At 60.3% G+C, this 26,456-nt stretch carries 27 protein-coding genes; 10 read left to right on the plus strand and 17 right to left on the minus strand.

The genetic code is table 11. From position 1 onward, the window contains the following. Positions 1-156: 156 nt before the first annotated feature. Positions 157-1,356, minus strand: a complete 1,200-nt coding sequence (gene tyrS, locus J4E53_RS16550; RefSeq protein ID WP_060740387.1) for a tyrosine--tRNA ligase — start codon at positions 1,354-1,356, stop codon at positions 157-159. Positions 1,357-1,568: 212 nt separating this feature from the next. Between tyrS and J4E53_RS16555 the strand changes: the two genes are divergently transcribed. Together J4E53_RS16555 and J4E53_RS16560 are read left to right on the plus strand one after the other, a co-directional pair. Then, entirely contained in the window at positions 1,569-2,987 is a 1,419-nt protein-coding gene (locus J4E53_RS16555) for a peptidoglycan DD-metalloendopeptidase family protein (RefSeq protein WP_060740386.1), read from the plus strand. Between the two features lie 3 nt (positions 2,988-2,990). After that, complete coding sequence (locus tag J4E53_RS16560) at positions 2,991-4,082, plus strand: anhydro-N-acetylmuramic acid kinase (RefSeq protein WP_103308221.1); 1,092 nt, start codon at positions 2,991-2,993, stop codon at positions 4,080-4,082. 68 nt (positions 4,083-4,150) lie between these two features. Here J4E53_RS16560 and erpA read toward each other — a convergent pair whose 3' ends face one another. Next, positions 4,151-4,501 (minus strand): iron-sulfur cluster insertion protein ErpA, encoded by a 351-nt coding sequence (gene erpA, locus J4E53_RS16565; RefSeq protein WP_003177727.1) that lies wholly within the window; start codon positions 4,499-4,501, stop codon positions 4,151-4,153. Positions 4,502-4,607: 106 nt separating this feature from the next. Continuing rightward, entirely contained in the window at positions 4,608-5,642 is a 1,035-nt protein-coding gene (gene argC / locus J4E53_RS16570; RefSeq protein ID WP_060740384.1) for an N-acetyl-gamma-glutamyl-phosphate reductase, read from the minus strand. 134 nt (positions 5,643-5,776) lie between these two features. On the opposite strand from argC, the gene hemJ reads away from it, so the two are divergent. The 6 genes from hemJ (at position 5,777) to coq7 (ending at position 10,223) form a co-directional block, all read left to right on the plus strand. Further along, on the plus strand, positions 5,777-6,208 hold the full coding sequence (hemJ, locus tag J4E53_RS16575) for a protoporphyrinogen oxidase HemJ (RefSeq protein ID WP_003206117.1): 432 nt from the start codon (positions 5,777-5,779) through the stop codon (positions 6,206-6,208). 34 nt (positions 6,209-6,242) lie between these two features. After that, positions 6,243-7,211 carry a nitronate monooxygenase family protein gene (locus J4E53_RS16580; protein ID WP_060740383.1) on the plus strand — a complete coding sequence of 323 codons (969 nt, stop codon included), beginning with the start codon at positions 6,243-6,245 and terminating at the stop codon, positions 7,209-7,211. 51 nt (positions 7,212-7,262) lie between these two features. Further along, complete coding sequence (locus J4E53_RS16585) at positions 7,263-8,228, plus strand: DUF805 domain-containing protein (protein ID WP_103308220.1); 966 nt, start codon at positions 7,263-7,265, stop codon at positions 8,226-8,228. Between the two features lie 62 nt (positions 8,229-8,290). Then, a complete protein-coding gene (locus tag J4E53_RS16590) occupies positions 8,291-9,079 on the plus strand; it encodes an SDR family oxidoreductase (protein ID WP_060740381.1) in 789 nt (262 codons plus the stop codon). 82 nt (positions 9,080-9,161) lie between these two features. Continuing rightward, entirely contained in the window at positions 9,162-9,500 is a 339-nt protein-coding gene (locus J4E53_RS16595) for a histidine triad nucleotide-binding protein (RefSeq protein ID WP_060743122.1), read from the plus strand. A 75-nt stretch (positions 9,501-9,575) separates the two neighbouring features. Continuing rightward, positions 9,576-10,223, plus strand: a complete 648-nt coding sequence (gene coq7, locus J4E53_RS16600) for a 2-polyprenyl-3-methyl-6-methoxy-1,4-benzoquinone monooxygenase (protein ID WP_103308219.1) — start codon at positions 9,576-9,578, stop codon at positions 10,221-10,223. Positions 10,224-10,329: 106 nt separating this feature from the next. On the opposite strand, the gene J4E53_RS16605 is transcribed toward coq7, so the two are convergent. Next, the gene (locus J4E53_RS16605; protein WP_003206127.1) at positions 10,330-10,752 is read right to left on the minus strand and encodes an OsmC family protein; all 423 of its coding nucleotides are present in this window, start codon (positions 10,750-10,752) and stop codon (positions 10,330-10,332) included. Between the two features lie 233 nt (positions 10,753-10,985). Between J4E53_RS16605 and crp the strand changes: the two genes are divergently transcribed. Continuing rightward, complete coding sequence (gene crp / locus J4E53_RS16610; RefSeq protein WP_060740379.1) at positions 10,986-11,630, plus strand: cAMP-activated global transcriptional regulator CRP; 645 nt, start codon at positions 10,986-10,988, stop codon at positions 11,628-11,630. Here the strand turns inward: crp and J4E53_RS16615 are convergent. Genes J4E53_RS16615 through J4E53_RS16635 form a run of 5 tightly spaced genes read right to left on the minus strand, consistent with a single transcriptional unit; the run spans position 11,627 to position 15,228 of the window. Then, a complete protein-coding gene (locus J4E53_RS16615) occupies positions 11,627-12,328 on the minus strand; it encodes a lipoyl protein ligase domain-containing protein (RefSeq protein ID WP_103308218.1) in 702 nt (233 codons plus the stop codon). The genes crp and J4E53_RS16615 overlap by 4 nt on opposite strands. A 3-nt stretch (positions 12,329-12,331) precedes the next feature. Beyond that, complete coding sequence (gene trpC / locus J4E53_RS16620; RefSeq protein ID WP_103308217.1) at positions 12,332-13,168, minus strand: indole-3-glycerol phosphate synthase TrpC; 837 nt, start codon at positions 13,166-13,168, stop codon at positions 12,332-12,334. Further along, entirely contained in the window at positions 13,165-14,214 is a 1,050-nt protein-coding gene (gene trpD / locus J4E53_RS16625) for an anthranilate phosphoribosyltransferase (RefSeq protein WP_060740376.1), read from the minus strand. Before trpD ends, trpC begins: the two co-directional genes overlap by 4 nt. 9 nt (positions 14,215-14,223) lie before the next feature. Beyond that, positions 14,224-14,817 carry an aminodeoxychorismate/anthranilate synthase component II gene (locus J4E53_RS16630; protein ID WP_018928869.1) on the minus strand — a complete coding sequence of 198 codons (594 nt, stop codon included), beginning with the start codon at positions 14,815-14,817 and terminating at the stop codon, positions 14,224-14,226. 42 nt (positions 14,818-14,859) lie between these two features. Then, complete coding sequence (locus J4E53_RS16635) at positions 14,860-15,228, minus strand: hypothetical protein (protein WP_207268162.1); 369 nt, start codon at positions 15,226-15,228, stop codon at positions 14,860-14,862. Here J4E53_RS16635 and estP point away from each other — a divergent pair. Continuing rightward, positions 15,227-17,134 (plus strand): esterase EstP, encoded by a 1,908-nt coding sequence (estP, locus tag J4E53_RS16640; protein WP_103308216.1) that lies wholly within the window; start codon positions 15,227-15,229, stop codon positions 17,132-17,134. The two genes, J4E53_RS16635 and estP, sit on opposite strands and share 2 nt — an antisense overlap. 170 nt (positions 17,135-17,304) lie before the next feature. Here the strand turns inward: estP and trpE are convergent, their stop codons facing one another. The 8 genes from trpE to J4E53_RS16680 all read right to left on the minus strand — a co-directional run bounded on the left by trpE (position 17,305) and on the right by J4E53_RS16680 (position 26,279). After that, positions 17,305-18,786 (minus strand): anthranilate synthase component I, encoded by a 1,482-nt coding sequence (trpE, locus tag J4E53_RS16645; RefSeq protein WP_060740373.1) that lies wholly within the window; start codon positions 18,784-18,786, stop codon positions 17,305-17,307. 70 nt (positions 18,787-18,856) lie between these two features. After that, positions 18,857-19,675, minus strand: a complete 819-nt coding sequence (locus J4E53_RS16650; protein ID WP_060740372.1) for a phosphoglycolate phosphatase — start codon at positions 19,673-19,675, stop codon at positions 18,857-18,859. Next, a complete protein-coding gene (gene rpe / locus J4E53_RS16655) occupies positions 19,672-20,346 on the minus strand; it encodes a ribulose-phosphate 3-epimerase (protein WP_103308215.1) in 675 nt (224 codons plus the stop codon). The genes J4E53_RS16650 and rpe overlap by 4 nt, the downstream gene beginning before the upstream one ends. Before the next feature lie 78 nt (positions 20,347-20,424). After that, a complete protein-coding gene (locus J4E53_RS16660; protein WP_103308214.1) occupies positions 20,425-21,573 on the minus strand; it encodes an iron-containing alcohol dehydrogenase in 1,149 nt (382 codons plus the stop codon). A gap of 202 nt (positions 21,574-21,775) precedes the next feature. Next, entirely contained in the window at positions 21,776-22,600 is an 825-nt protein-coding gene (locus J4E53_RS16665; protein ID WP_060740369.1) for an ABC transporter permease, read from the minus strand. Between the two features lie 12 nt (positions 22,601-22,612). Beyond that, positions 22,613-23,860 (minus strand): ABC transporter permease, encoded by a 1,248-nt coding sequence (locus J4E53_RS16670; protein WP_060740368.1) that lies wholly within the window; start codon positions 23,858-23,860, stop codon positions 22,613-22,615. Positions 23,861-24,061: 201 nt separating this feature from the next. After that, entirely contained in the window at positions 24,062-25,105 is a 1,044-nt protein-coding gene (locus J4E53_RS16675) for an ABC transporter substrate-binding protein (protein WP_042730717.1), read from the minus strand. A gap of 49 nt (positions 25,106-25,154) precedes the next feature. Beyond that, positions 25,155-26,279, minus strand: coding sequence for an ABC transporter ATP-binding protein (locus tag J4E53_RS16680; protein ID WP_060740367.1), 1,125 nt, complete (start codon positions 26,277-26,279; stop codon positions 25,155-25,157). Positions 26,280-26,456 lie beyond the last annotated feature (177 nt).

Here is a 26,456-nt window from a genome sequence, read left to right on the forward strand (position 1 = left end):
ACTCTATCTGCTCCTTCCTGGCTTCGATGAACTGAAGCCCCGCACCTTCGAAACCTACTTAACTCGTTGAATCTCAAGGAGTTTTCCGTTTCGACTGCGCCGGAAGTGGGGCGAATTATAGACTTCCAGAATCTGCCGTCAACCCTTAATTTCGCTTTATTCAGATTTCAGCGTAATACGGGCGAAAGCCTTCTTGCCGGCCTGGCATACATGAGTAGAGCCCAGCTCATATATATAGGTGCGATCCACAACCTCACCATCTATGCGCACGCCACCCGAACCCAGGAGATCTCGCGCCACCGCCGCATTCTTGACCAGGCCAGCCTTATTAAGAACCGCCGCGATTGGCATATTCTCAGCCGCAGTCAACTCGATCTCCGGCAGATCATCCGGCAGCTCGCCATCTTTCATACGATTACCCGCCGCACGATGAGCATTGGCCGCAGCCTCCTCACCATGGAAACGCGCAACGATCTCTTCAGCCAGCTTGATCTTGATGTCCCGCGGGTTGGCCCCGGCCTCTACATCAGCACGGAACGCATTGATCTCATCCATGGACCGGAAGCTCAACAGCTCGAAGTAACGCCACATCAGCACATCAGGAATGGAGACCAGCTTGCTGTACATGACGCCCGGCGCTTCCTGGATGCCCACGTAGTTGCCCAACGACTTGGACATCTTCTTCACGCCGTCCAGACCTTCCAGCAATGGCATGGTCAGGATGCACTGCGCCTCCTGACCATAACCACGCTGCAACTCACGCCCCATCAACAGGTTGAACTTCTGGTCGGTACCGCCAAGCTCAACGTCAGCGCGCAACGCGACCGAGTCATAACCCTGAACAAGCGGGTAGAGGAACTCATGGATGGCGATTGGCTGATTGGTTGTATAGCGCTTGTCGAAATCATCGCGCTCGAGCATGCGAGCCACGGTGTACTGGGACGTCAGGCGAATGAAATCCGCCGGCCCCATCTGATCCATCCAAGTGGAGTTGAATGCCACTTCGGTCTTGGCCGGATCAAGAATCTTGAAAACCTGAGTCTTGTAGGTCTCGGCGTTATCGAGAACCTGCTCGCGGGTCAGCGGCGGGCGCGTCGCACTCTTCCCGCTCGGATCACCGATCATGCCGGTGAAGTCCCCTATAAGGAAGATGACCTGGTGCCCCAGATCCTGGAACTGGCGCAGCTTATTAATAAGCACGGTATGACCCAGGTGCAGATCGGGTGCCGTCGGATCGAAGCCAGCCTTGATACGCAGCGGCTGCCCGCGCTTGAGCTTTTCGATCAGCTCGGACTCGACCAACAGTTCTTCCGCACCACGTTTGATCAGCGCTAGCTGCTCTTCAACCGACTTCATAACAGACCCGTAAGGCTCAGATTCAAAGGGCCCCAACCATACAAGATCGTGCACCAAATACAAGGTTTGCCCGGCGCACGGACGCCGATCCACAGAACAGAGCATTCGCGGGCTTGCTTCGCAGGGGTTTTGGTTATATTTTATACAGTTATTTCATCTTCATCATGTCATTCATCTTTTCCAATTCATCTTTTCAAAAGTCAAAATTACTTATGACCACAGAACCGTCTAAAGCGCCGCCGCTTTACCCAAAGACCCACCTGCTTGCCGCCAGTGGCATCGCAGCCCTCCTAAGCCTGGCGCTCCTGGTGTTTCCCTCCAGCGATGTTGAAGCCAAAAAGACGACTCTGAGTCTTGAACTGGAAAGCCCTGCTGAACAACTGACACAAGAACAAGACGCCGCCGAAGCCGTTCAAGCCACAAACGAACCGGCCGCCTCTCCTTTTGCGCAGATTGAAAGCAGCCCGGAAGACACTGCCCAGGCCGCCGCTCCGGTAGAAGCGCCTGTCGTGGAAGAAAAGAAAGGACCGGAACATCGCGAAGTGATTGTTGCCAAGGGCGACACGCTTTCCACCCTCTTCGAAAAGGTTGGCCTGCCCTCCACATCGGTCCACGAAATCCTGGCCAGCGACAAGCAAGCCAAGCAGTTCACTCAACTGCAACGCGGTCAGAAGCTCGAATTCGAACTCAATCCAGATGGACAGCTGAACAATCTGCACACCAAGCTGAGCGACCTGGAAAGCATCACCCTGACCAAAAATGACAAGGGTTACGTATTCAACCGCGTCACCGCCAAGCCTACCGTTCGCTCGGCCTATGTCCATGGTGTCATCAACAGTTCATTGTCCCAGTCAGCTGCCCGCGCCGGCCTTTCCCATAGCCTGACCATGGACATGGCCAGCGTCTTCGGCTACGACATCGACTTCGCCCAGGACATTCGCCAGGGTGACGAATTCGACGTCATCTATGAGCAGAAAGTGGTCAATGGCAAGAGCGTCGGCAACGGCCCGATCCTTTCCGCGCGCTTCACCAACCGCGGCAAGACATACACCGCGGTGCGCTACACCAACAAACAAGGCAACAGCAGCTACTACACCGCCGACGGCAACAGCATGCGCAAGGCATTCATCCGTACACCGGTTGATTTCGCCCGCATCAGCTCGAAGTTCTCCGCCGGCCGCAAGCATCCGATCCTGAACAAGATCCGCGCCCATAAAGGTGTCGACTACGCAGCCCCCCGTGGTACGCCCATCAAGGCGGCCGGCGACGGCAAGGTATTGTTGGCCGGACGTCGCGGCGGTTATGGCAATACCGTGATCATCCAGCACGGCAACACCTATCGCACGCTGTACGGCCACATGCAGGGCTTCGCCAAAGGCGTGAAGACTGGCGGCACCGTCAAGCAAGGCCAGGTGATCGGATACATCGGTACCACCGGGTTGTCCACCGGACCGCACTTGCACTATGAGTTCCAGGTCAACGGCGTCCATGTCGATCCGCTTGGCCAGAAGTTGCCGATGGCCGATCCGATCGCCAAGGCCGAGCGCGCGCGTTTCCTGGCGCAAAGCCAACCCTTGATGGCTCGCATGGATCAAGAGAAAGCCACCATGCTGGCCTCGAGCAAGCGCTAAGCCATGGCGCTCTATATCGGTGTGATGTCCGGGACCAGCCTGGATGGCTTGGATATCGCACTGATCGAACTGGCCCCGGCGATCAAATTGATTGCCACGCACTACATCCCCATGCCCGCCGCCCTGCGCGCCGAATTACTCGGACTGTGCAGCAGCGGGCCCGATGAAATCGCCCGCTCTGCCATTGCCCAGCAAAACTGGGTAAAGCTGGCCGCCCAGGGTATCCATACCCTACTCGACGAACAGAAACTCAAGCCTGAAGACATCACGGCGATTGGCAGCCACGGCCAGACCATCCGCCATGAACCAGCCCGTGGGTTTACCGTGCAAATCGGCAATCCGGCCCTGTTGAGCGAATTGACCGGCATCGCCGTCGTCAGCGATTTCCGCAGCCGTGATGTTGCCGCTGGCGGACAAGGCGCCCCACTGGTACCGGCGTTTCACGAAGCACTGTTCGAAGAACGAGCTGGTAATCGTGCCGTATTGAATATCGGTGGCTTCAGCAATCTCAGCCTGATAGAGCCCGCAAAACCTGTAGCCGGTTTCGACTGTGGTCCAGGCAACGTCTTGCTCGATGCCTGGATACATCAACAACGAGGCGACCATTTCGACCGTGACGGCCAGTGGGCTGCCAGCGGGAAAGTCGAGCCAGCCCTGCTCAAGGCACTGCTCAGCGATCCGTTCTTCGTCACCAAGGGGCCGAAAAGTACTGGCCGCGAGGTATTCAACCTGCCTTGGCTGAGCCAGCATTTGTCGCAGTTGCCAACCTTCGCCCCGCAAGACGTACAGGCGACGTTGCTCGAACTGACCGCCCTGACCATCGTCGAATCACTGCAGCATGCCCAATCGAATACCCAGGAGTTGCTGATTTGCGGCGGCGGCGCGCACAACCAGGCGCTCATGAAACGCCTGGCTGAGTTGCTGCCGGGTACCAAGGTCAGCAGTACGGCGATGTATGGCGTGGACCCGGACTGGGTCGAAGCCATGGCTTTCGCCTGGCTCGCCCATTGCTGCCTTGAAGGCATTCCGGGCAATCGGCCGAGCGTCACTGGCGCCCGTGGCTTGCGCGTACTCGGCGCCATCTACCCGGCCTGAGATCAGGATTACGGACAAAAAAACGCCGCAGGGCCGTAAGGCACTGCGGCGTTTTTATTGGAGCTGTCTCAGATCGAGAACGAAGAGCCGCACCCACAGGTCGTGGTGGCGTTAGGGTTCTTGATCACGAAACGCGACCCTTCCAGACCTTCCTGATAATCCACCTCGGCACCTGCCAGGTACTGGAAGCTCATCGGATCGACCACCAGGCTGACCCCTTCGCGCTCGACGATGGTGTCGTCTTCAGCCACTTCCTCATCGAAAGTGAAGCCATACTGGAAACCGGAACAACCGCCACCCGTAACAAATACGCGCAGCTTCAAACGATCATTGCCCTCTTCATCGACCAGGCTCTTCACCTTGTGCGCGGCACCGTGGGTGAATTGCAAAGCCGTGGGGGTGAAGGTTTCGACGCTCATGCTGAATATCTCCCGGCGCTTACGCCGCCATAATGCGTGATGGCGGGCATTATCCGCTTCTCCTACAAAATCGGTCAACTATTTGCGGAGCTGCGGCAAACTGCTTTTAAGGCAACATCCCCGCATGGGACAGCCCCAGGCGCTCATCCAGGCCGAACAGGATGTTCAGGTTCTGCACCGCCTGGCCGGACGCGCCCTTGACCAGGTTATCGATGACCGACAATACCACCACCAGGTCACCGTCCTGCGGGCGATGCACAGCGATCCGGCAAACGTTCGCACCGCGCACGCTACGGGTCTCTGGATGGCTGCCAGCGGGCATTACATCGACAAACGGTTCGTTGGCGTAACGCTTTTCAAACAATGCCTGCAGGTCCACCGAACGATCGACGACGGTCGCATAGAGGGTGGAGTGAATGCCACGAATCATCGGCGTCAAGTGCGGCACGAAGGTCAGGCCGACGTCCTTACCCGCAGCCCGGCGCAACCCCTGGCGAATTTCCGGCAGGTGGCGATGCCCCTTGACCGCGTACGCCTTCATGCTTTCCGACGTCTCGGAATACAGCGAGCCGACACTGGCGCCACGCCCGGCGCCGCTGACCCCGGATTTGCAGTCGGCAATCAGACGCGAAGTATCGGCAAGACCGGCCTCAAGCAACGGCAAGAAGCCCAACTGTGTCGCGGTCGGATAGCAACCCGGTACGGCGATCAGTCGAGCCTGCTTGATTTTCTCGCGATTGACTTCCGGCAAGCCGTAGACCGCCTCCTCGAGCAACTCCGGCGCACCGTGGGGCTGACCGTACCATTTGGCCCACTCATCGGCGTCCTGCAGACGGAAGTCCGCCGACAGGTCGATCACCTTGGTCCCGGCGGCCAGCAGTTCACCGGCCAGGGCGTGGGCGACACCGTGGGGCGTGGCGAAGAACACCACATCGCAGGCACCGAGGGTCTTGACGTCCGGAACGCTGAACGCCAGGCCGTCGTAATGGCCGCGCAGGTTCGGATACATGTCGGCGACGGCCAGGCCGGCCTCGGATCGGGAAGTGATGACCACCACCTCAGCCTGCGGATGCTGTGCCAGAAGACGCAGCAGTTCGACACCGGTGTAACCCGTGCCGCCGACGATACCGACCTTGACCATAAACCTGCCCTCAACGAACCCACTGGAAAGCCGTCGATAATAGGGGCCGCAGGGCGTTGCGACAACCGTCAAGGTGACGTGTGGCCGCTCTAACCTCTACTATCGGGCTACCGTGAATCGAGGAATAACTAAAAATGCTCTATCTGTGGCTCAAAGCACTTCACATTGTCAGCATGGTCTGCTGGTTCGCCGGCCTGTTCTACCTGCCTCGCCTGTTTGTCTATCACGCCCAAAGCGAAGACAGTGTCAGCAAAGAGCGCTTCAGCGTCATGGAGCGCAAGCTGTACCGCGGCATCATGGGCCCGGCGATGATTGCCACTTTGGTATTCGGCATCTGGTTGCTCAGCCTCAATGCCGGCGCCTACTTCACCCAGGGAGGCTGGATGCACGCCAAGTTGACCCTGGTCGTGCTGCTGATCGGTTACCACCATATGTGCGGCGCCCAGGTAAAGCGCTTCGCCCGTGGCGAAAACACCCGCAGCCATGTCTTTTATCGCTGGTTCAATGAAGTGCCGGTTCTGATATTGCTGGCTATCGTAATTCTGGTCGTCGTTCGACCGTTCTAACCTCCAATCAGCATCCATTTCCGGGGTACTTCCCATGTCGTTGCCCGCTCTGCTTGAACAACGCTTGCGACTGCCCGTCGTGGCGGCGCCAATGTTCCTGATTTCCAATCCACAACTGGTGCTGGCCTGCTGCCGCAATGGCATTGTCGGCAGCTTTCCGGCGTTGAACCAGCGCGAAAGCAGCGGCTTCAAGGCCTGGCTGGAAGAAATCGAAGCCGGCTTGGCAACCCTGGAAAACCCGGCGCCCTACGCGGTAAACCTGATTGTTCATCACAGCAATCCGCGACTTCAGGCCGACCTGGCCATCTGCATCGAACACAAGGTGCCGATTGTCATCACCAGCCTGGGTGCGGTGAAAGAGCTGGTGGACGCGGTTCACGGTTACGGCGGCCTGGTGTTCCATGACGTGACGACCCGACGGCATGCCGAGAAAGCCGCCGAAGCCGGTGTCGATGGCTTGATCGCCGTTGCCGCTGGCGCAGGCGGGCACGCCGGGACCTGGAGCCCGTTTTCACTGATCGCCGAGATCCGGCAGTTTTTCGATAAGACCCTGCTGCTGGCAGGATGCCTGAACCACGGCCATCAGATCTTGGCCGCACAATTGCTCGGCGCGGATCTGGCCTACTTCGGTACACGCTTCATCGGTACGAGCGAAAGCCACGCACCTGACGCTTATAAAGAGATGTTGCTCACATCCAGAGCCGCAGACATCGTGCATACTCCTGCTGTATCCGGGGTACCGGCCAGTTTCATGCGCCAGAGCCTGGAGAACGCCGGTTTCGATCTGGCCGCCCTGCAGAACAAAGGCGCCGTGGATTTCGGCTCGAAACTCAAACCGCTGAACGATGAAGCCAAGGCCTGGAAAACCGTATGGTCCGCTGGCCAGGGCGTGGGTGAAATCGATGATTTGCCCAGCGTCGATCAGTTGGTGGCACGCCTGGATGAAGAATACCGTCAGGCACAAGCCCGGGCGACGCAGCTTGGCGGGCAATGGCCCCGCTGAATCAGCCTGAACAAAACAACTCATCAACTTTTAGAGACAAGGATGCCGGGCATGAGCGAAACCCGTTTCAACATCGTATTCGACGGCGGCCTGATGCCGGGCGTCGATACCACCACCGCCAAACTCAACCTCGCCGAGCTGTTCAAAAGCGATGTCAGCGCCATTGAACGGCTGTTCACCGGGCGCAAGGTAGCCCTCAAGAGCAACCTGTCCCAGAGTGAGGCGCAGCAGTACCTGGAAGCGCTCAACAAGAGCGGAATCGATGCCAGGATCGAAGCCGAACCCGTCGTCCAATTGAACCTTGGCGAGGTACAGGAGGCACCACGGCAACCGAGTGGACGCCATCCCGATTCGATCGTCGAGCCTGTCTCGCCATACGCGCCTCCCCGCGCCCAAGTCGGTGAAGCGCTTGCCGAATACGGCACACTCAAGCCTTTCAGCTTCGATGGGCGTATCGGCCGTCTACGCTACCTGGCCTGGACCATGGTGTTGACCCTGGCCCTACTGCCCCTGGTCGGCATAGGCTTCTGGCTGTCCACGGCCTGGCTGCTGGCTTCCGACTCCGTCGCGGGACTCATCGTCGGCGGCCTGCTCGCCGCAGTCGTCGTGCTAGCCTTTGCCTTCGTGAGCATCCAGTTCAACGTCCAGCGCCTGCATGATCTCGGTTGGTCGGGATGGTTGTGGCTGATCAACCTGGTTCCATTCGTGGGCAGCATCTTCCCCTTCATCCTCATCATCGCTCCGGGCAATACCGGCGCAAACCAGTACGGCCCCCCGCCGCCGCGCAATACCACAGCGGTCAAATTGCTGGCCTCGCTCTGGCTGGTGATGATCGTCCTGATTTTCATGGCCACCTTCGCCGGCATCTTCGGAGCCCTTCAGGAGGACTACGACAGCAGCAGCCTGAGCAGCTATGAAAGCAGCGAATCCAGCAACGAAACCTCTGAAGAGCCCGCCGTCGAGGCAGCCGAGCCCGCTCCGCCTTCTGTAGACTATGAAGAAGAAGAGGAACAATAAGCGCGTTTCATGCCGGTGACAGCCCAGTCAACTGGCGGCGGGCTGTTGCGATGGAGAACTGCATGACCCGTTACGCACTGATCACTGGCGCTTCCAGCGGTATCGGCCTGGCCATGGCCGAAGCGCTGGCCCGGCGCGGCCGCAACCTGATACTGGTGGCTCGACAGCGTGATCGGCTGGAAAGTATTGCAATCGAACTGACTCAGCGGTTTGGCGTGGAAGTATTGTTCCGGGCCTGTGACCTGGGCGAACCGCTGAGGCTTTCAGGCTTTCTGCTGGAACTGGAGGAAGGCGAGCGACAGATCGATCTGCTGGTCAATTGTGCAGGCATCGGCACCAGCGGGCCATTCCTGGGCCAGGACTGGATGACCGAGCAGGACCTGATCGAAGTCAACATCCTCGCCCTGACACGGCTTTGTCACGCCGTCGGTAATAGCATGGCGCTGCTCGGCGGCGGCCAGATCCTCAACGTTGCCTCGATCGCCGCCTTCCAACCCGGCCCCTGGATGAGTACGTACTACGCCAGCAAGGCCTATGTACTGCACTTTTCCGAAGCCCTGCGAGTTGAACTGAAGAAATGCGCGATCAAGGTCTCGGTGCTTTGCCCTGGGCCGACCCGGACCGGCTTTTTCGCCAGGGCGCAGATGGACGAACAGAAACTCATCGACAGCAAGTTGCTGATGAGCCCGGAGGAAGTTGCCCTGTACGCCGTACGCGCACTGGACAAGAACCGCGCCATCATCATTCCTGGACGCCGCAATCGCTGGCTGGCCGCACTGCCGCGACTGGGATCGCGATGGCTGGTCCGGAACATCGCCGGCATGATCAACAAGGCTTACTGCCCGCGCTGATCCCTTCACGTTGAACAACCAGGCGCCTCAACCGGAGCCTTCATGACATCGGACCTCGACGAACCCAATGGAGAAAACAGCCGTGGATACTCTGTTTACCAAGATCATCAACCGGGAAATCCCGGCAAAGATCATCTACGAGGATGACCAGGTACTGGCCTTCCACGACATCGCCCCGCAAGCACCCGTGCATTTTTTGGTCATTCCGAAAAAACCGATCCGTACGCTCAATGACCTCACCGAAGCAGACAAGGGCCTGGCCGGGCACATTCTGTTCACTGCCCAGCGCCTGGCGCTGGAGTTGGGCTGCGAAGAAGGTTTTCGCGTGGTGATGAATTGCAATGAACTGGGTGGGCAGACGGTCTATCACATTCATATGCATGTGCTGGGTCAGCGCCAGATGCACTGGCCGCCGGGCTGATAGTCCTGACCCAACGCAAATCCTCGGCGGCCGATTGGGTTAAACTGGCCGCTGTGATTTTTCCCGGAGGTAAGCATGACTACCCAACGTCACTACTCGCCGATTGACCGTCTGTTGCTGCAAGCCGATACCGCGATGCGCACCCTGCTGCCCTTCAGTGGCCAGCCGTACCGCCCATCACCGGCTATCGTGCAGCCGGACGCGCAACTGAGTGACGAGCAAACCCGCCACGTCGCCGGCCTGATGCGTATCAACCACACCGGCGAAGTCTGTGCCCAGGCGCTGTATCAGGGCCAGGCGCTGACAGCGAAGCTGCCCCAGGTGCGTGAGGCAATGGAACACGCCGCCGAGGAAGAAATCGACCATCTGGTCTGGTGTGAACAACGCATTCGCCAGCTGGGCAGCCACACCAGCGTCCTGAACCCGCTGTTCTATGGGATGTCATTCGGGATCGGCGCCGTCGCCGGCCTGATCAGCGATAAAGTCAGCCTCGGCTTCGTTGCCGCGACCGAGCATCAGGTGTGCAAGCACTTGAACGAACACCTGGAGCAACTGCCGGCCGAGGATGAAAAGTCCCGGGCGATCCTCGAGCAGATGCGCGTGGATGAAGAACACCATGCCGAAAGTGCGCTTGACGCCGGTGGCTTCCGTTTTCCGGGCCCGGTGAAGTTCGGCATGAGCCTGCTGGCCAAGGTCATGACCAAGAGCACCTATCGGATTTGACGCCATTGCAACACCAATGAAAAAGGCGACTTCCAGCGGGAGTCGCCTTTTTCTTTAGCTCAGGATTTCAACGCGGCGAGTTGCGGGCTTCGCCATCGAGATCGACTCACCCCAATTCGATGATTTCATAATCGTGGGTGATTTCGACGCCGGCGGCGCCGAGCATGATCGAAGCCGAGCAGTATTTCTCGGCGGACAGCTCAATGGCCCGCTTGACCTGGGCTTCCTTCAAGGCTCGCCCCTTCACCACGAAATGCATGTGGATCTTGGTAAATACCTTTGGATCTTCGGTGGCACGCTCCGCTTCCAGGAACGCTTCGCAGCTTTCGACGGCCTGGCGGGACTTTTTAAGAATGCTGACCACGTCGAAATTGCTGCAACCGCCTACGCCCAACAGGAGCATTTCCATCGGCCGAACACCCAGGTTCCGACCACCGGCCTCTGGCGGGCCGTCCATGACGACCACATGACCACTGCCTGACTCACCGAGGAACATGGCTTCGCCAGCCCATTGGATGCGTGCCTTCATCGCCAAGACTCCACTGTTAAAAAAGGGTCGCCAGCTTAGCACAGCGCTTCGCCATGACCGCTCTTCGTCTTAGAGCCCCGTCCTGCCAGCCTGTAGGTAAATTCTCAAATCTATTAAGGACGCCTCTGTTAAGCTGGCGCCAACTCGCTGGCGTATGGCCAGCTTTTAGCGATAGCTATTCGCCTTCATACAAAAACAAACCACCACACCGCGCAGTCTTTCGGGATACAACCATGGTTGCCATTACTCCCACGTTCAAGATCAAGAATCTCGACAAGCTCTTGATGCATTGCCAGCGCCGCCGCTACCCAGCCAAACACAACATCATTTGTGCGGGAGATCGTTCCGAGACGCTGTTTTTCATCATCAAGGGCTCGGTCACTATCCTGATAGAAGATGATGACGGTCGGGAAATGATCATCGCCTACCTCAATTCCGGAGATTTTTTCGGTGAGCTGGGGTTGTTCGAACAGGCGGGCAAGGAACAGGAACGCAGTGCCTGGGTGCGGACCAAGATTGAATGTGAAGTTGCGGAAATCAGCTACGCCAAATTCCGAGAACTGTCCCTGCAAGACCCGGACATTCTTTACGTCCTCAGCGGACAAATCGCACAGCGCCTGCGCAATACCACCCGCAAGGTCGGCGATCTCGCATTTTTCGACGTCACTGGACGTGTCGCACGTTGTCTGTTGGAGCTGTGCAAGCAGCCCGATGCCATGACCCACCCGGACGGCATGCAGATCAAGGTGACCCGCCAGGAGATTGGCCGGATTGTCGGTTGCTCCCGTGAAATGGTCGGTCGCGTACTCAAGGACCTGGAAGAGCGCAACCTGGTCAGCGTCAAAGGCAAGACCATGGTGGTGTTCGGAACGCGTTAAGCACCCAGCAGCTGGGTCAGCAGTTCCCGGTACAGCGCCTCGAGCCGCTCCAATGCGTGAGGCGCCGGGAATTTTTCACGCAAGGCAATGTGGCTCTCGGCACGCACTCGCTGCTCCAGGCCACAGGCCTCATTGAAGCGATTGACCGCCGCGACCATGGACTCGCGCTCGTTCTCCAGCAAAAGCGCGCCATGCACCAGCCCCACCGGACGCTGGCCACCTTTGCTCTGGCGCCAGCGTTGAGCGGTGCCGACCATTTTCCGGCCGTCGAGGTTGACGTTGAAGCGCCCGTCGCAAAAGGCCCCTTCCACTTCTCCCAGCGAAGCCACCCCGCCCAATTCATCCAACAGCTGGCAGATGGGATCGCACAACCGGCGATACCCGGTTTCGATGCGGCCATGGTCGCCTTCGCTGCGCGGTGGCGCGTAGACCAAGGCGATATTGACCGTAGCGACCGATTGCGGCACCGGCTCACCACCGGTTTCACGCAGCAGGACTGGCCAGCCTTGGCCGGCCGATACTTCACTGGCGTGCTCGAACCCCGGCAGTCGACTCAAGCGGCGCGGCATGACCAGCGCGCGGTCATTGGGCTGCCAGAACAGCAGGCCGAACTCGGCGTCGCCCGCGCAGATGCTGGCCAACAGGTCCTGTTCGGCTTGCAGGCCAGCTTCGACGCTGAGGGAAATCACAGGCGACATGGATCAGTCCAGCGTCGAGCCGCTCAGCGGCAGGCCTCGTTCAGGAAAGAACAGTCGCTGCAATTCAGTACCCGGGTTCTCGGCCCGCATGAACGCCTCGCCCACCAGGAACGAGTACACATCGCTGACTTCCATCAACTCGACATCGGCCCGGTTGAGGATGCCGCTTTCGGTGATGACCAAGCGATCACGCGGGATGCGTGGCAACAGGTCCAGGGTGGTTTCCAGGCTGACTTCAAACGTGTGCAGGTTGCGGTTGTTCACGCCGACCAGTTTGGTATCGAGGGTTTTCAGGGCTCGCTCCAACTCGTCGCCATCATGGACTTCCACCAGGACATCCAGCCCGACACTCTTGGCCACGGCCGCCAGCTCGGCCATTTTCACGTCATCCAGGGCAGAGACGATCAACAGCACACAATCGGCGCCCAGCGCACGCGCCTCGACGATCTGGTACGGGTCGATCATGAAATCCTTGCGGATCACCGGCAACTTGCACGCCGCCCGGGCCTGCTTCAGGTAGTCGTCGGCCCCTTGGAAAAAGTCGACGTCGGTCAGCACCGAGAGGCAGGTCGCACCGCCTTTCTCGTAGCTCCGTGCGATGTCGGCCGGAACGAAGTGTTCGCGAATCACGCCCTTGCTGGGAGAGGCCTTCTTGATTTCAGCAATGACTGCCGGCTGTTTTTTCTTGGCCTGATCGATCAGCGCCTTGGCAAAACCGCGCGGCGCATCCGCTGAACGCGCCAGGTTTTCCAGCTCGGCCAGACTGACGCGAGCACTGCGCTCAGCCACTTCCTGGACCTTGCGAGCCAGAATGTTTTCCAGAACCGTTGGCACGCTCATCCTTCGTTCTCCACTTTGAATACGGCGGTAAATGCACCCAACTCTTCGAGTTTTTCCCTGGCCAGGCCAGTGTGCAGTGCGTCATGGGCCAGTTCCACGCCTTGCTTGAGGCTGCTGGCGTGGTCGGCGGCGTACAACGCAGCACCGGCATTGAGCACGATCATCTCGGCGGCTTTCTGGCCATTCTCGGTCTTGCGACGTCCCAGGGCATCGCGGATCAGCTCCAGCGACTGGGCCGGGCCATCGACCGCCAGGCCATGCAAGCTCTGGCTTTTCATGCCGAGGTCTTCAGGTTCGACCCAATACTCGCTGATCTGATCATTTTTTAGTTCGGCCACGAATGTGGGCGCCGCCAGGCTGAATTCATCCAGGCCATCCTTCGAATGAACCACCAGCACGTGCTTGCTGCCCAGGCGTTGCAGGACTTCGGCCAATGGCCGGCACAACGCCTGGCTGAACACCCCAACCACTTGATGCTTCACGCCGGCCGGATTCGTAAGCGGGCCGAGCATGTTGAACAGCGTACGCAGGCCCAGGTCACGGCGCGGCGCGGCAGCGTGTTTCATGGCGCGATGGTGGGTCTGGGCAAACATGAAACCAATGCCGACATTGTCGATACAGCGCGCCACTTGAATCGGCGTCAGGTTCAGGTAGATGCCGGCTGCCTCCAGCAAATCGGCACTGCCGCTCTTGCCTGAGACCGCGCGGTTGCCGTGCTTGGCTACGGTGCAACCGGCCGCCGCGACCACAAACGACGAGGCGGTGGAAACGTTGAAGATATTGGCGCCATCACCACCGGTGCCGACCACATCGACCACACCGTCCAGCGTCTTGAGTTCGACCTTGTCCGCCAGTTCGCGCATCACCGACACGGCGCCGACGATTTCATCGATGCTCTCGCTCTTCATGCGCATGGCCATCATGAACGCACCGATCTGCGCATCCGTGCATTGGCCGGTCATGATCTCGCGCATCACGTCGCGCATCTCGTCGGTGCTCAGGTCGAGATGGCCGACGATACGGCTCAGGGCTGTCTTGATATCCATGAAAAGTCCTTAGCGCGTGCCGCCGGTTTGTTTGAGGAAGTTGGCGAACAGCTCGTGGCCCTGCTCGGTGAGAATAGACTCGGGATGAAATTGCACACCCTCGATATTCAATGTCTTGTGGCGCAGCCCCATGATTTCATCGACCGAGCCGTCTTCAAGCTGGGTCCAGGCCGTCAACTCCAGGCAGTCAGGCAGCGTTTCGCGCTTGACGATCAAAGAGTGGTAGCGGGTTACGGTAAGCGGACGATTCAGTCCCTCGAACACGCCCTTGTCCTCGTGGAATACCGGGCTAGTCTTACCGTGCATGACTTGTCGGGCGCGCACCACATCGCCACCGAACGCTTGGCCGATCGACTGATGCCCCAGGCAGACGCCCAGGATCGGCAGCTTGCCGGCGAAATACTTGATGGCCTCGATGGAAATGCCCGCCTCGGTCGGCGTGCATGGGCCGGGGGAAACCACGATGCGCTCAGGCTTGAGGGCTTCGATTTCGGCGATGGTCAGTTCGTCGTTGCGCACGACCTTGACCTCGGAGCCCAGCTCGCCAAGGTATTGCACAACGTTGTAGGTAAAAGAGTCGTAGTTATCGATCATCAGCAACATGGCTAAGCAACCTATTGAATTCACTGACTTTGAACACAGCCTTCAGAGAGTGACCCGCACGCTGCTGCGCTTGGCGAGGCGGTTGATGCCCCGGCGAAGCGGTTCTACAGCGGGTAAAGAAGGCAAATCGGTACAGGTCCGGCGAAGCCGGCGGAGAATGTTCAGGCGCGCCAACGCCAACGGGCGTGTGCCTTGATCATTTGATCCAGAAGTTTGCTGGCAATCGACACAGGGGAAGTCTCGTTCATACGTTCCGGCACAGTAGCTTAGCTGGGCGGAGCACGCAATATGACCGTTCCCGAAGGGCTTTGAAACAATCGCGACGTTCCGGATAGATGGCAAAATGCCGAAAGTTTTTGGTACTGTCGTTTCGTTTTCTAACAACAAAAAAATAAAAACGGATTTTCCCATGATCAAAAAGACGTTGTTCGTACCGATTGCCGGTTGCCTGCTGGCGATGGCCTGCGCCCAGGCGAGCGCCGCCCCCAACCCGTACTCCAAATTCATTGTGTTCGGCGACAGCCTCAACGATGCAGGCCAGTTCGCCGACCCGAATGGCCCGCCCGGCTCGACCGAGCGCTATACCAACCGAACCGGTCCGATCTACACGGACGGCAGCGGTGAAGCCTATTCGGCCAACTCCACCCAACTGCTCGGCGGGCGCCTGGGCTATTCCGCCGACGAGACGGCCGCCTCCACCTCGGCGGTCCGCGCCGACCAAGGGCTGGCAGACGGCAACAACTGGGCGGTGGGCGGTTATCGTACCGACCAGATCCTCGAATCGATCACCGGTGTATCCGACACCGGCGAGCGCAGCCGTCCCGGCTACCTGCAGTCCAATGGCCTGCGGGCCGATCCGAATGCGCTGTATTACCTTTCCGGTGGCGGTAACGACTTCCTTCAAGGCCGGGTATTGAACACCGCGCAAGCGAACGCCGCCGCGGACCGCCTGGCCGACAGCGTCCAAGTGCTGCAAACGGCCGGTGCCCGCTATGTGATGGTCTGGCTGTTGCCCGACCTGGGCCTGACGCCGGCCCTCAACGGCGGCCCCTTGCAGGACACCTTTTCGCAACTGGGCAATCAGTTCAACCAACAACTGATCACACGCCTGCAAGGCATCGACGCTGAAATCATTCCACTGAACATTCCGCTCTTGCTGAAGGAAAGCTTCGCCGATCCGGCAAGATTCGGCCTCGCCACCGGGGAGAACCTGACTGCAACCTGCTTCAGCGGCAACGGCTGCACGGAAAACGCCACTTATGGCATCAACAGTGCCACGCCAGACCCCAGCAAGCTGATCTACAACGACGCGGTCCATCCAACCGAAACCGGGCAGAAGCTGATCGCCGACTACGCCTTTTCCCTGCTCGCGGCGCCCTGGGAACTGACGTTGCTGCCGGAAATGGCCCACTCGACCCTGCGTGCCCACCAGGATGAGTTGCGCAGCCAGTGGCAATCGGACTGGGAGGACTGGCAGGCGGTCGGCCAGTGGCGAGCCATCGTGGCAGGTGGCGGCCAACACTTGGACATGGACAGCCAGGGCAGCGGCGCCAGCGCCGATGGCAGTGGCTACAGTCTGAACATTGGCGGCAGCTATCGCCTCAACGAGGCTTGGCGCGTAGGTGTCGCCGCCGGCCTCTACCGCCAGGACATGGAAGCAGGCCATAACGATTCGCAGTACAAGCTCAACAGCTACCTGGCCACCGCCTTCGCCCAGTTCCAGCAAAACCGCTGGTGGGCCGATGCGGCACTGACTGGCGGCAAGCTCGACTACGACAACCTGGAACGCAAGTTCGACCTGGGCGTCAACGAAGCCCAAGAGAAAGGCGACACCGACGGCCATCTCTGGGCATTCAGCACACGGGTGGGCTACGACATTGCCCAGCCGGGCAGCGAATGGCACCTCTCGCCGTTTATCAGCGCTGACTATGCGAAGGTGGAAGTCGATGGCTACTCGGAAAAGAGCAACCGCTCCACGGCCCTGACCTTCGATGACCAGACCCGCGACTCGAAACGCCTGGGCATTGGCTTGCAGGGCAAATACAACATCACCCGGCAGACCCAGGTATTTGGCGAATATGCCCACGAGCGCGAGTACGAAGACGACACGCAAAAGGTCAACATCGCCCTCAACAGCCTGCCAGCCAACGATTTCACGCTGGAAGGCTACACGCCACAGAGCCACCTGAACCGCCTGAGCCTGGGGGTCAGCCACAAATTGACCAACGACCTGGCGCTGCGGGGCGGTTATACGTTGCGCAAGGATGATGACTTGACCCAGCAGGGGGTGAGCCTGGGCGTCAGCCTGGACTTCTGATCGAGGCGAGCCGGTGGGAGCGAGCTTGCTCGCGATAGCGGACTGTCAGGCGACCTATGGGTTGAATATGACAGCCTCATCGCGAGCAAGCTCGCTCGCACATTTTGATCGAGTCGCTGAAGGACCTGTGGCGAGGACGTTCGCTCCCTCGCCACAGTTGTTGGAGGTTTTCAGTCGTTCGAGGTCTGCTCGGCCAGCGCCACGGCGCGGAACATCGCCCGGCGTTTGTTCAGGGTTTCTTCCCATTCCAATGCCGGCACCGAGTCGGCGACGATGCCGCCGCCGGCCTGCACGTGCAGTTCGCCGTTCTTGATGACCGCGGTGCGGATAGCAATCGCGGTGTCCATGTTGCCGTTCCAGGCGAAATAACCCACGGCCCCGCCGTACACCCCCCGCTTGACCGGCTCCAGTTCGTCGATGATTTCCATCGCGCGGATTTTCGGCGCGCCGGACAAGGTGCCCGCCGGCAGGATCGCCCGCAAGGCATCCATGGCCGTCAGCCCGGCCTTCAATTGGCCGGTGACGTTGGAGACGATGTGCATCACGTTGGAATAGCGCTCGATGACCATCTTCTCGGTGAGTTTCACCGAACCGATTTCCGAGACCCGCCCGGTATCGTTGCGCCCCAGGTCGATCAGCATCAGGTGCTCGGCGATTTCCTTGTCGTCCGACAGCAGGTCCTCTTCCAGCGCCCGGTCAGCCTCCTCCGTGGCGCCACGAGGGCGAGTGCCGGCGATCGGTCGCACGGTGATCAGGTTGTCTTCGACCCGCACCAGCACTTCGGGCGAACTGCCCACGACATGAAAGTCGCCGAAGTTGAAGAAGTACATGTAGGGCGTCGGGTTGAAGCAGCGCAGCGCCCGGTAGAGATCGATGGGCGCGGCTTTGAAGTCGATGGACATCCGTTGCGACGGCACCACCTGCATGCAGTCGCCCGCCAGGATGTATTCCTTGATGGTATCGACGGCGCGTTCGTAATCGTCCTGGGTGAAACTGGAACGGAACACCGGGTCGGCCGCCGACTGCTTGCTGAAATCCAGGCCCGGACGCGGCGTGATCGGCTGACGGAGTTTTTCCAACAGCGCCTGCAGGCTTTTCTGACCTTGCTCGTAGGCATCTTCCCGGGACGGGTCAGCCAGGACGATGGCGTGCATCTTGCCGGCGAGGTTATCGAAGACCACGACGGCGTCGGAGACCATCAGCAAGATATCCGGCACGCCCAGGGGATCGGGGTTCGGGCAGGTGCCAAGGCGTTTTTCCACGTAGCGCACGCAGTCGTAGCCGAAATACCCCACCAGGCCACCGTTGAAGCGCGGCAGGCCAGGGATGGTCGGCACGTTGTAGCGGGCCTTGAAGGTTTCGACGAATGCCAGCGGGTCTTCGACGTCGAGGCTTTCGATTTCGACGCCGTCGTGGGTCACGCTGATGCGATGGTCATGGACCCGCAGCACCGTACGGCACGGCAGGCCGATGATGGAATAACGGCCCCACTTTTCCCCGCCCTGTACCGATTCGAGCAGGTAGGAGTTGGGCTGGTCGGCCAGCTTGAGGTAGATCGACAGCGGCGTGTCGAAGTCGGCCAGGGTTTCGCAGGCAAGGGGGATGCGGTTGTAGCCGGCTGCGGCTAGACGCAGGAATTCTTCACGGATCATGGGGTGCCTCGTGGCAAGAGGAGCTGACAGTCAGGTATGCAAACGCGCCGGATAACCGGCCAGGATCACGTCAGGCGCGCCAACGCCAGCGGGCCAGGGCCTTCATGACTTTCATCCAGAGTTTGCGAGTGACCACCACGATGGCGTTTCCAGAAGAGGATTGAACAGCGTCGGGCAACGTTATCTCAGCGGCCGGGTCCAGGCAACCGGGAATTAACAGGCGCAAATCGTCGATCACCAGCGTCGGAAACTCTTCGGCGATGGGCCGGCCGTGGTTGTAGCCGTAACTCAGCGCCACGCATTTGACCCCTGCCGCCTTGGCCGCCAGCACATCGCTGCGCGAGTCGCCGACGAACAAGGATTGGGAGGCCGGGATGTTGGCCATTTTCATCACGAAGAACAGCGCGGCCGGGTCAGGTTTTTTCTGTGGCAAGGTATCGCCGCCGATGATCCAGCGGAAATAGCGGCCGATTTTCATCTGGTCCAGCAACGGCGCAACGAAGCGCTCCGGCTTGTTGGTAATCAGGGCCATTTCCACACCCTGCTTTTTCAGCCACTTGAGCGTGGAGCGTACACCGGGGTAGACCACCGTCAGCTCATGGTTGCCTTCGTAGGCTTCGTTGAACAGCTCCAGCGCCCGCTCGGCCTCGGCGTCATCGACGCCCTGGGCATCGATGTGATTGGCCAGGGCCCGGCGCACCAGCATGGGCGCGCCGTTGCCCACCCAGTGGCGCACCGAGTCGATGCCGGCGGACGGACGCCCGAGCTTGAGCAGCATACTGTCCACGGCCGCCGCGAGATCCGGGACCGAATCGACCAATGTGCCATCGAGGTCGAACATCACCAGACGCGGCAAGCTGCCGGGGAACAGCTGCTCGAAGCCGCTCATGGACGCGCCAGGGCCAGTTCGGCGCGCATTTTTGCAATCACCTCGTTGTAGTCGGGGGCGTTGAAGATCGCCGAGCCCGCGACGAACGTGTCGGCGCCGGCCGCGGCGATTTCACGGATATTGCTCACGTTCACGCCACCGTCGATTTCCAGGCGTATGTCACGCCCCGAGGCGTCGATCAGCGCCCGGGCTTCGCGCAACTTGTCGAGGGTGCCCGGGATGAACTTCTGGCCGCCGAAGCCAGGGTTGACGCTCATCAGCAGGATCATGTCGACCTTGTCCATCACGTACTTGAGCACGTCCAGGGGCGTCGCCGGGTTGAACACCAGGCCGGCCTTGCAACCGCCCTCGCGGATCAACTGCAGGGAGCGGTCGATGTGCAGCGTGGCTTCTGGGTGGAAGGTGATGTAGGTGGCACCGGCTTCAATGAAGTCACCGACGATGCGGTCCACCGGACTGACCATCAGGTGCGCGTCGATCGGCGCGGTGACGCCGTACTTGCGCAGCGCCGCGCAGACCATCGGGCCGATGGTCAGGTTGGGTACATAGTGGTTGTCCATGACATCGAAGTGCACGATGTCGGCCCCGGCGGCCAGAACGTTGTCCACTTCCTCGCCCAGGCGGGCGAAGTCGGCGGAGAGAATCGACGGAGCAATAGCGAAGGGCTGCATGACGCACCTGTTTTGAGCGAAATCACGATGGCGCGCATTGTATACCTCAAGATTTGGCGCGCCCACCGTGACCGTCGATCAATACGCCGCGCGGTAGATCTTCTCGATGTCGCTGGCGGTCAGCTTGCGTGGGTTGTTGCGCATCAACCGCTCGATCCCCACGGCCTCCAGGGCCATGGACGGAATCACGTCCTCGGTCACGCCCAGGGTACTCAGGCCCTTGGGAATTTCCACGGCGGCGCACAAGGCGACCATGGCTTCCACGGCTTCGTCGGCGGCCTCCATATCGCTCAGATGGGCAGTCCTGATCCCCATGGCTTCGGCGATGTCACGCATGCGCTCGACGCACGCCATCTTGTTCCACGCCATGACGTACGGCAGCAACAGTGCATTGGCGACGCCGTGAGAAACGTGAAAGCGCCCACCTAACGGATAGGCCAGCGCGTGCACCGCGCCAACCCCGGCATTGCCGAAGGCCATGCCGGCCATCAGGCTGGCCGTGGCCATGTCCTCACGGGCTTGCAGATGCGCGGGGTTGGCGTAGGCCTTGGGCAACGCCCGGCTGATCAGCTTGACCGCGCCGATAGCCAGGGCATCGGTGATCGGCGACGCATTGAGCGACAGGTAGGCCTCGATGGCATGGACCAGCGCGTCGACACCACTGGACGCCGTTACGCCACGGGGGCACGTGAGGGTCATCTGCGGGCTGACCAGCGCCACGTCCGGCAACAGAAAATCGCTGACGATGCCTTTTTTCAGCTGCGCGGCCTTGTCGGAAAGGATCGCCACGTTGGTGACTTCCGAACCGGTACCGGCTGTGGTGGGGATGGCAATCATGGGTGGGCCTTTGCGCGGCACCTGATCGACGCCGAACATATCTTGCAACTCGCCGTGGTACCCGGCATAGACGCCCACGCACTTGGCAATGTCGATGGCACTGCCGCCGCCCAGGCCGATCAGGCCATCATGACCACCGTCGCGGTAGGCTTGCATGCAATCCTCGACGATGGCGATTTCCGGGTCCGGCATGACCCGGTCGAAAATCTCGTAGTCGCGTCCGCCCAGATGTTGCAGGGCCAGTTCCACAGTGCCGGACTGGACCAGCGCCGCATCGGTCACGATCAGCGGGTTGTCGACGTCCAGGCGCGTCAACTCGGCGGCCAGTTGCTCGATGGCAGCGGCACCGGTGATCAGTTTATGGGCGATCTTGAATGAGGAAAGACTCATGTGCGCGGCCTCTTATTCGAGTATGGGCTGGCACAAGGATAGCTCGGTATTGAGGGTTGTCTGCCATTCAGCTTATGAATGCAATGAGAAACCCTGTGGGAGCGAGCTTGCTCGCGATAGCGCACTGACATTCAGCATCAATGTTGAATGCTCTACCGCTATCGCGAGCAAGCTCGCTCCCACATTTGGACAACGCTGACCTTCAGACCTGGGCCGTGCGCAACTTCTCGCTACGCCCACGCAACCACTCCAGGGTCAGCAGCAGGATCACCGAGAAGGCAATCAGCAGCGTCGCCGCCGCGGCGATGGTGGGGCTGAGGTTTTCGCGGATGCCGCTGAACATCTGCCGCGGCAACGTTGCCTGCTCGGGGCCGGCCAGGAACAGGGTCACCACCACTTCATCGAACGACGTCGCGAAGGCGAACAGGGCGCCGGAGATCACGCCCGGGGCGATCAACGGCAGGGTCACCCGACGAAACGCCGTCAGTGGCGAAGCCCCGAGGCTGGCGGCGGCGCGGACCAGGTTGTGATTGAACCCCTGCAAGGTCGCCGACACCGTGATGATGACGAACGGTACCCCCAGCACGGCGTGGACCACGATCAGCGAGAGGAAACTGTTGCCCATCCCGAGCGGTGCGAAGAACAGATAGCTGGCCACGCCGATGATCACCACCGGCACCACCATGGGCGAAATCACCAGGGCCATCACCAGCGCCTTGCCCGGGAAGTCACCGCGGGTCAGGCCGATGGCCGCCAGTGTGCCAAAGATCATCGCCAGCAACGTCGCCGCCGGGGCCACGATGATGCTGTTTTTCAGCGCCCGCATCCATTCGGCCGAGGCGAAGAAATCGTGGTACCACTGCAGCGAGAAGCCTTGCAGCGGGTACACCAGGAAACTGCCGGAGTTGAACGACAGCGGAATGATCACCAGCACCGGCAGGATCAGGAACAACAGGATCAGCCCGCAGAGCGTGCGCAAGGTGTAGAACCACACCCGTTCGACGGGAGACATGTAAGGACTCAGCATTTCGATCTCCCCTTAGCTCAGGCGCAGGCGGCTGGCGCCCACCAGCCGGTTGTAAATCAGGTAAAGCACGACGGTCGCCAGCAACAGCAGCCCGCCGAGCGCCGTGGCCATGCCCCAGTTGATACTGGTGTTGGTGTAGAACGCGACGAAATAGCTGACCATCTGGTCGTTCGGGCTGCCCAGCAGCGCCGGCGTGATGTAGTAGCCGATGGCAAGGATGAACACCAACAGGCAACCGGCGCCGACACCGGCATAGGTCTGCGGGAAATACACCCGCCAGAAACTGGCGAACGGATGGCAGCCCAGGGAAATCGCCGCCCGCATGTAGGTGGGCGAGATACCCTTCATCACGCTGTAGATCGGCAGGATCATGAACGGCAGCAGGATATGGACCATGGAGATGTAGACACCGGTGCGGTTGAACACCAGCTCCAGGGGCTTATCGATGATGCCCATGGCCATCAGGCCACTGTTGATCAGGCCGCCCGACTGCAGCAGCACGATCCACGCGGCGACGCGCACCAGGATCGAGGTCCAGAACGGTAGCAACACCAGGATCATCAACAGGTTGCTTTGGCGCGACGGCAGGTTCGCCAGCAGGTAGGCCAGCGGATAGGCCAGCACCAGGCAGATCGCGGTGATGACCAGGCCCATCCAGAACGTACGGGTGAAAATATCCAGGTAAATCGCCTGGTCGGGAGTCGCCGGGGCCAGTTCCCCCAGGTCATCGATACGGTGGTCGACGGCCGCCAGCAGGTAGTACGGGGTGACATTACTGGTGTTACGGCGGACCACCTGCCAGTACGCCGGGTCGCCCCAACGCTCATCGAGGTTTTCCATGGCTTCTTTATAGGAAGCCGGCTCGGTGGCAAACGGCAACGCCCGAGCAGTCTTGGTCAGCAGGCTGCGATAGCCGGCCAGTTCCATGTTCAGGCGCTTGGACAAGTCACCCAGGGTCTGATTCTTGCGGGCTTCGGCCAGGTCTTCACTGGCAGCCTTGTACACCGGCTCGCCCGGCAAACCGCGTCCGTCCCAGGCCGCGACGGCAGCGACCGTGCGAGGCATGGCGCCCACCACTTCCGGGTTGCTGACGCTTTTGAACAGCAGTGCCACGATCGGCACCAGGAACACCAGCAACAGAAACAGCACCAGCGGCGCGATCAAGGCCTGGGCCTTCCAGCGGTTGACCCGCTCGGCGCGCTTGAGCCGTTGCTTGAGGGTGGGGCTGGTGCCCGCGTTCAGTGGAACGGCGATGGCCATGGCGAACTCCGCAAATCTTTTTATCGTTACAGGGGCGGCGGGCCGCCTCTGTTCTTTTGAAACACCCGCTTGGAGCAAAAACCTGTGGGAGCGAGCTTGCTCGCGATGGCTACGGCACATTCAACATTGATGTGTCTGACAAACCGCTATCGCGAGCAAGCTCGCTCCCACATGGATTTCATCCAGCTTCAGAGCGTCGGGTTACTTGGCCGCCCAGGAGTTGAAGCGCTGCTCCAGTTGCTCACCGTTGTCAGCCCAGAAGCTGACGTCGATCTGCACCTGGTTGGCGATGTTTTCCGGGGTGGTCGGCATGTCTTTGAGGACATCCTTGGCCAGCAACGGCACAGCCTGGGTATTGGCCGGGCCGTAGGCGATGTTTTCCGAGTAGGTCTTCTGCTGCTGCGGTGCGACCGAGAAGGCGATGAATTTCTTCGCCGCTTCGGCGCGGGTCTTGTCCAGGCCGCGCGGGATGGCCCAGGCGTCGAAGTCGTAGATACCGCCGTTCCACACCACTTTCAGGTTGCTTTCTTTCTGTACCGCGGCGATCCGGCCGTTGTAGGCCGAGCTCATGACCACGTCACCGGAAGCCAGGTATTGCGGCGGCTGGGCGCCGGCTTCCCACCACTGGATATTCGGCTTGAGCTCGTCGAGCTTCTTGAACGCACGGTCCTGGCCATCCTTGCCGGCCAGCACTTTGTAGACGTCTTTCGGCGCTACGCCGTCGGCCATCAAGGCGAATTCCAGGGTGTACTTGGCGCCTTTGCGCAAGCCGCGCTTGCCCGGGAATTGCTTGGTGTCCCAGAAGTCTGCCCAACTGGTCGGTGCGGTCTTGAGTTTGTCGGCGTTGTAGGCCAGCACGGTCGACCACACGAAGAAACCTACGCCGCAAGGCTGGATGGCGCCCTTGACGTAATCTTCGGTCTTGCCGAACAGGGCCGGGTCCAGTTGCTCGAACATGTCTTCGTCACAACCACGGGACAATTCCGGAGACTCGACTTCCACCAGGTCCCAGGAAACGCTCTTGGTATCGACCATGGCCTTGACCTTGGCCATTTCGCCGTTGTACTCGCCAGCCACGATCTTGCCGTTGCCAGCCGCTTCCCACGGTGCGTAGAAGGCTTTGACCTGAGCCGCCTTGTTCGCCCCGCCGAAAGACACCACGGTCAGGTCCGGGCCCGCCGCCATCGCGCTTGCCGCACCCATCATGCCCAGTGTCAGGGCTGTGAACTTCAGGGATCTCAACATTTATTGTTCTCTCCACGTGCAGGGTTGGTGTTGGTACAGCAGGGGGCGATCAATTCGCCTCTAGAAGGGGATCGAGCGCACGCACATGCTCGACTTGCCAGCCAAGCGGAACCACGTCGCCGACGGCGAGCCCGGGATCGAGCTCGGCAATCGGTTGCTTCACGAAGAAGTCGTTCTTGCCACAGACTTCCAGGCGAACCCGGACGTGGTCGCCCAGATAGATGAATTCCGCCACCCTCCCTGAGAAGCGGTTGACACATTGTTCGCTGACGCCGTTGAGGCTCACCCGCTCCGGACGAATCGACAGGGTCACCGGCTCGCCGGGCTGACCGACATTCACCGCCAGGGCCTCGACTTTCTCGCCGCGCGCCAACTCCACCAGGCAACGATCACCGGTGTGGCTGTGCAGGCGACCGTTGAGACGGTTGTTTTCGCCGATGAAGTTGGCGACGAAAGTGTTTTTCGGCTCTTCATACAGGGTGCGCGGTGGGGCGATCTGCTGGATTTCACCCTGGTGGAACACCGCCACGCGGTCGGACATGGTCAAGGCTTCGCCCTGGTCGTGGGTCACGTAGACCACAGTCACGCCAAGACGCTGGTGCAGGTGCTTGATTTCCATCTGCATGTGTTCACGCAATTGCTTGTCCAGCGCCCCCAGGGGTTCGTCCATCAGCACCAACTGCGGCTCGAACACCAGCGCCCGGGCCAGGGCCACCCGTTGTTGCTGGCCGCCGGACAATTGCGCCGGGTAGCGTTGGGCGAAGCTGTCCAACTGGACCATGCTCAGGACACGCTTGACCCGATCACTCACGTCGCTCTTGTTCAGGCCTCGCACGGTCAACGGGAAAGCCAGGTTCTCGGCGACGGTCATGTGCGGGAACAAGGCGTAGTTCTGGAACACCATGCCGATGTCGCGCTTGTGCGGCGGCACATTGTTGATCGAGCGCCCGGCCAGCAGGATCTCGCCGGCGGTTGGGGTTTCAAACCCGGCGAGCATCATCAGGCTGGTGGTCTTGCCGGAGCCGGAAGGCCCGAGCAGGGTCAGGAATTCGCCTTTGCGAATGTCCAGGTTGAGGTCTTTGACGATCAGGTTCTCGCCGTCGTAGCTCTTCTGCACACCACGAAAGCTGACCAGCACATCGCTGGCCCCCGCGCTTGAATCGACCTGGCTCATACCCGCACCTTTTGTTTTGATGACTGCTTGTGAATCAAGCCTAGTGGACCCTGGGGTCCGCGCAAATCGGGGCGCAGGAGAGAATCGCCTCAGCCGGATGGAAGAGTCGGGGTAGGGATCGCCCTACAAGGATGGCGGGATTGGGTAAGTGCGGCGGCGCGTTTCAAGCGCCAAGCT

Origin of the sequence: Pseudomonas sp. FW305-28 (assembly GCF_017351395.1) — a bacterium.
In the GTDB taxonomy this organism is placed as follows: Bacteria; Pseudomonadota; Gammaproteobacteria; order Pseudomonadales; family Pseudomonadaceae; genus Aquipseudomonas; species Aquipseudomonas fluorescens_AA.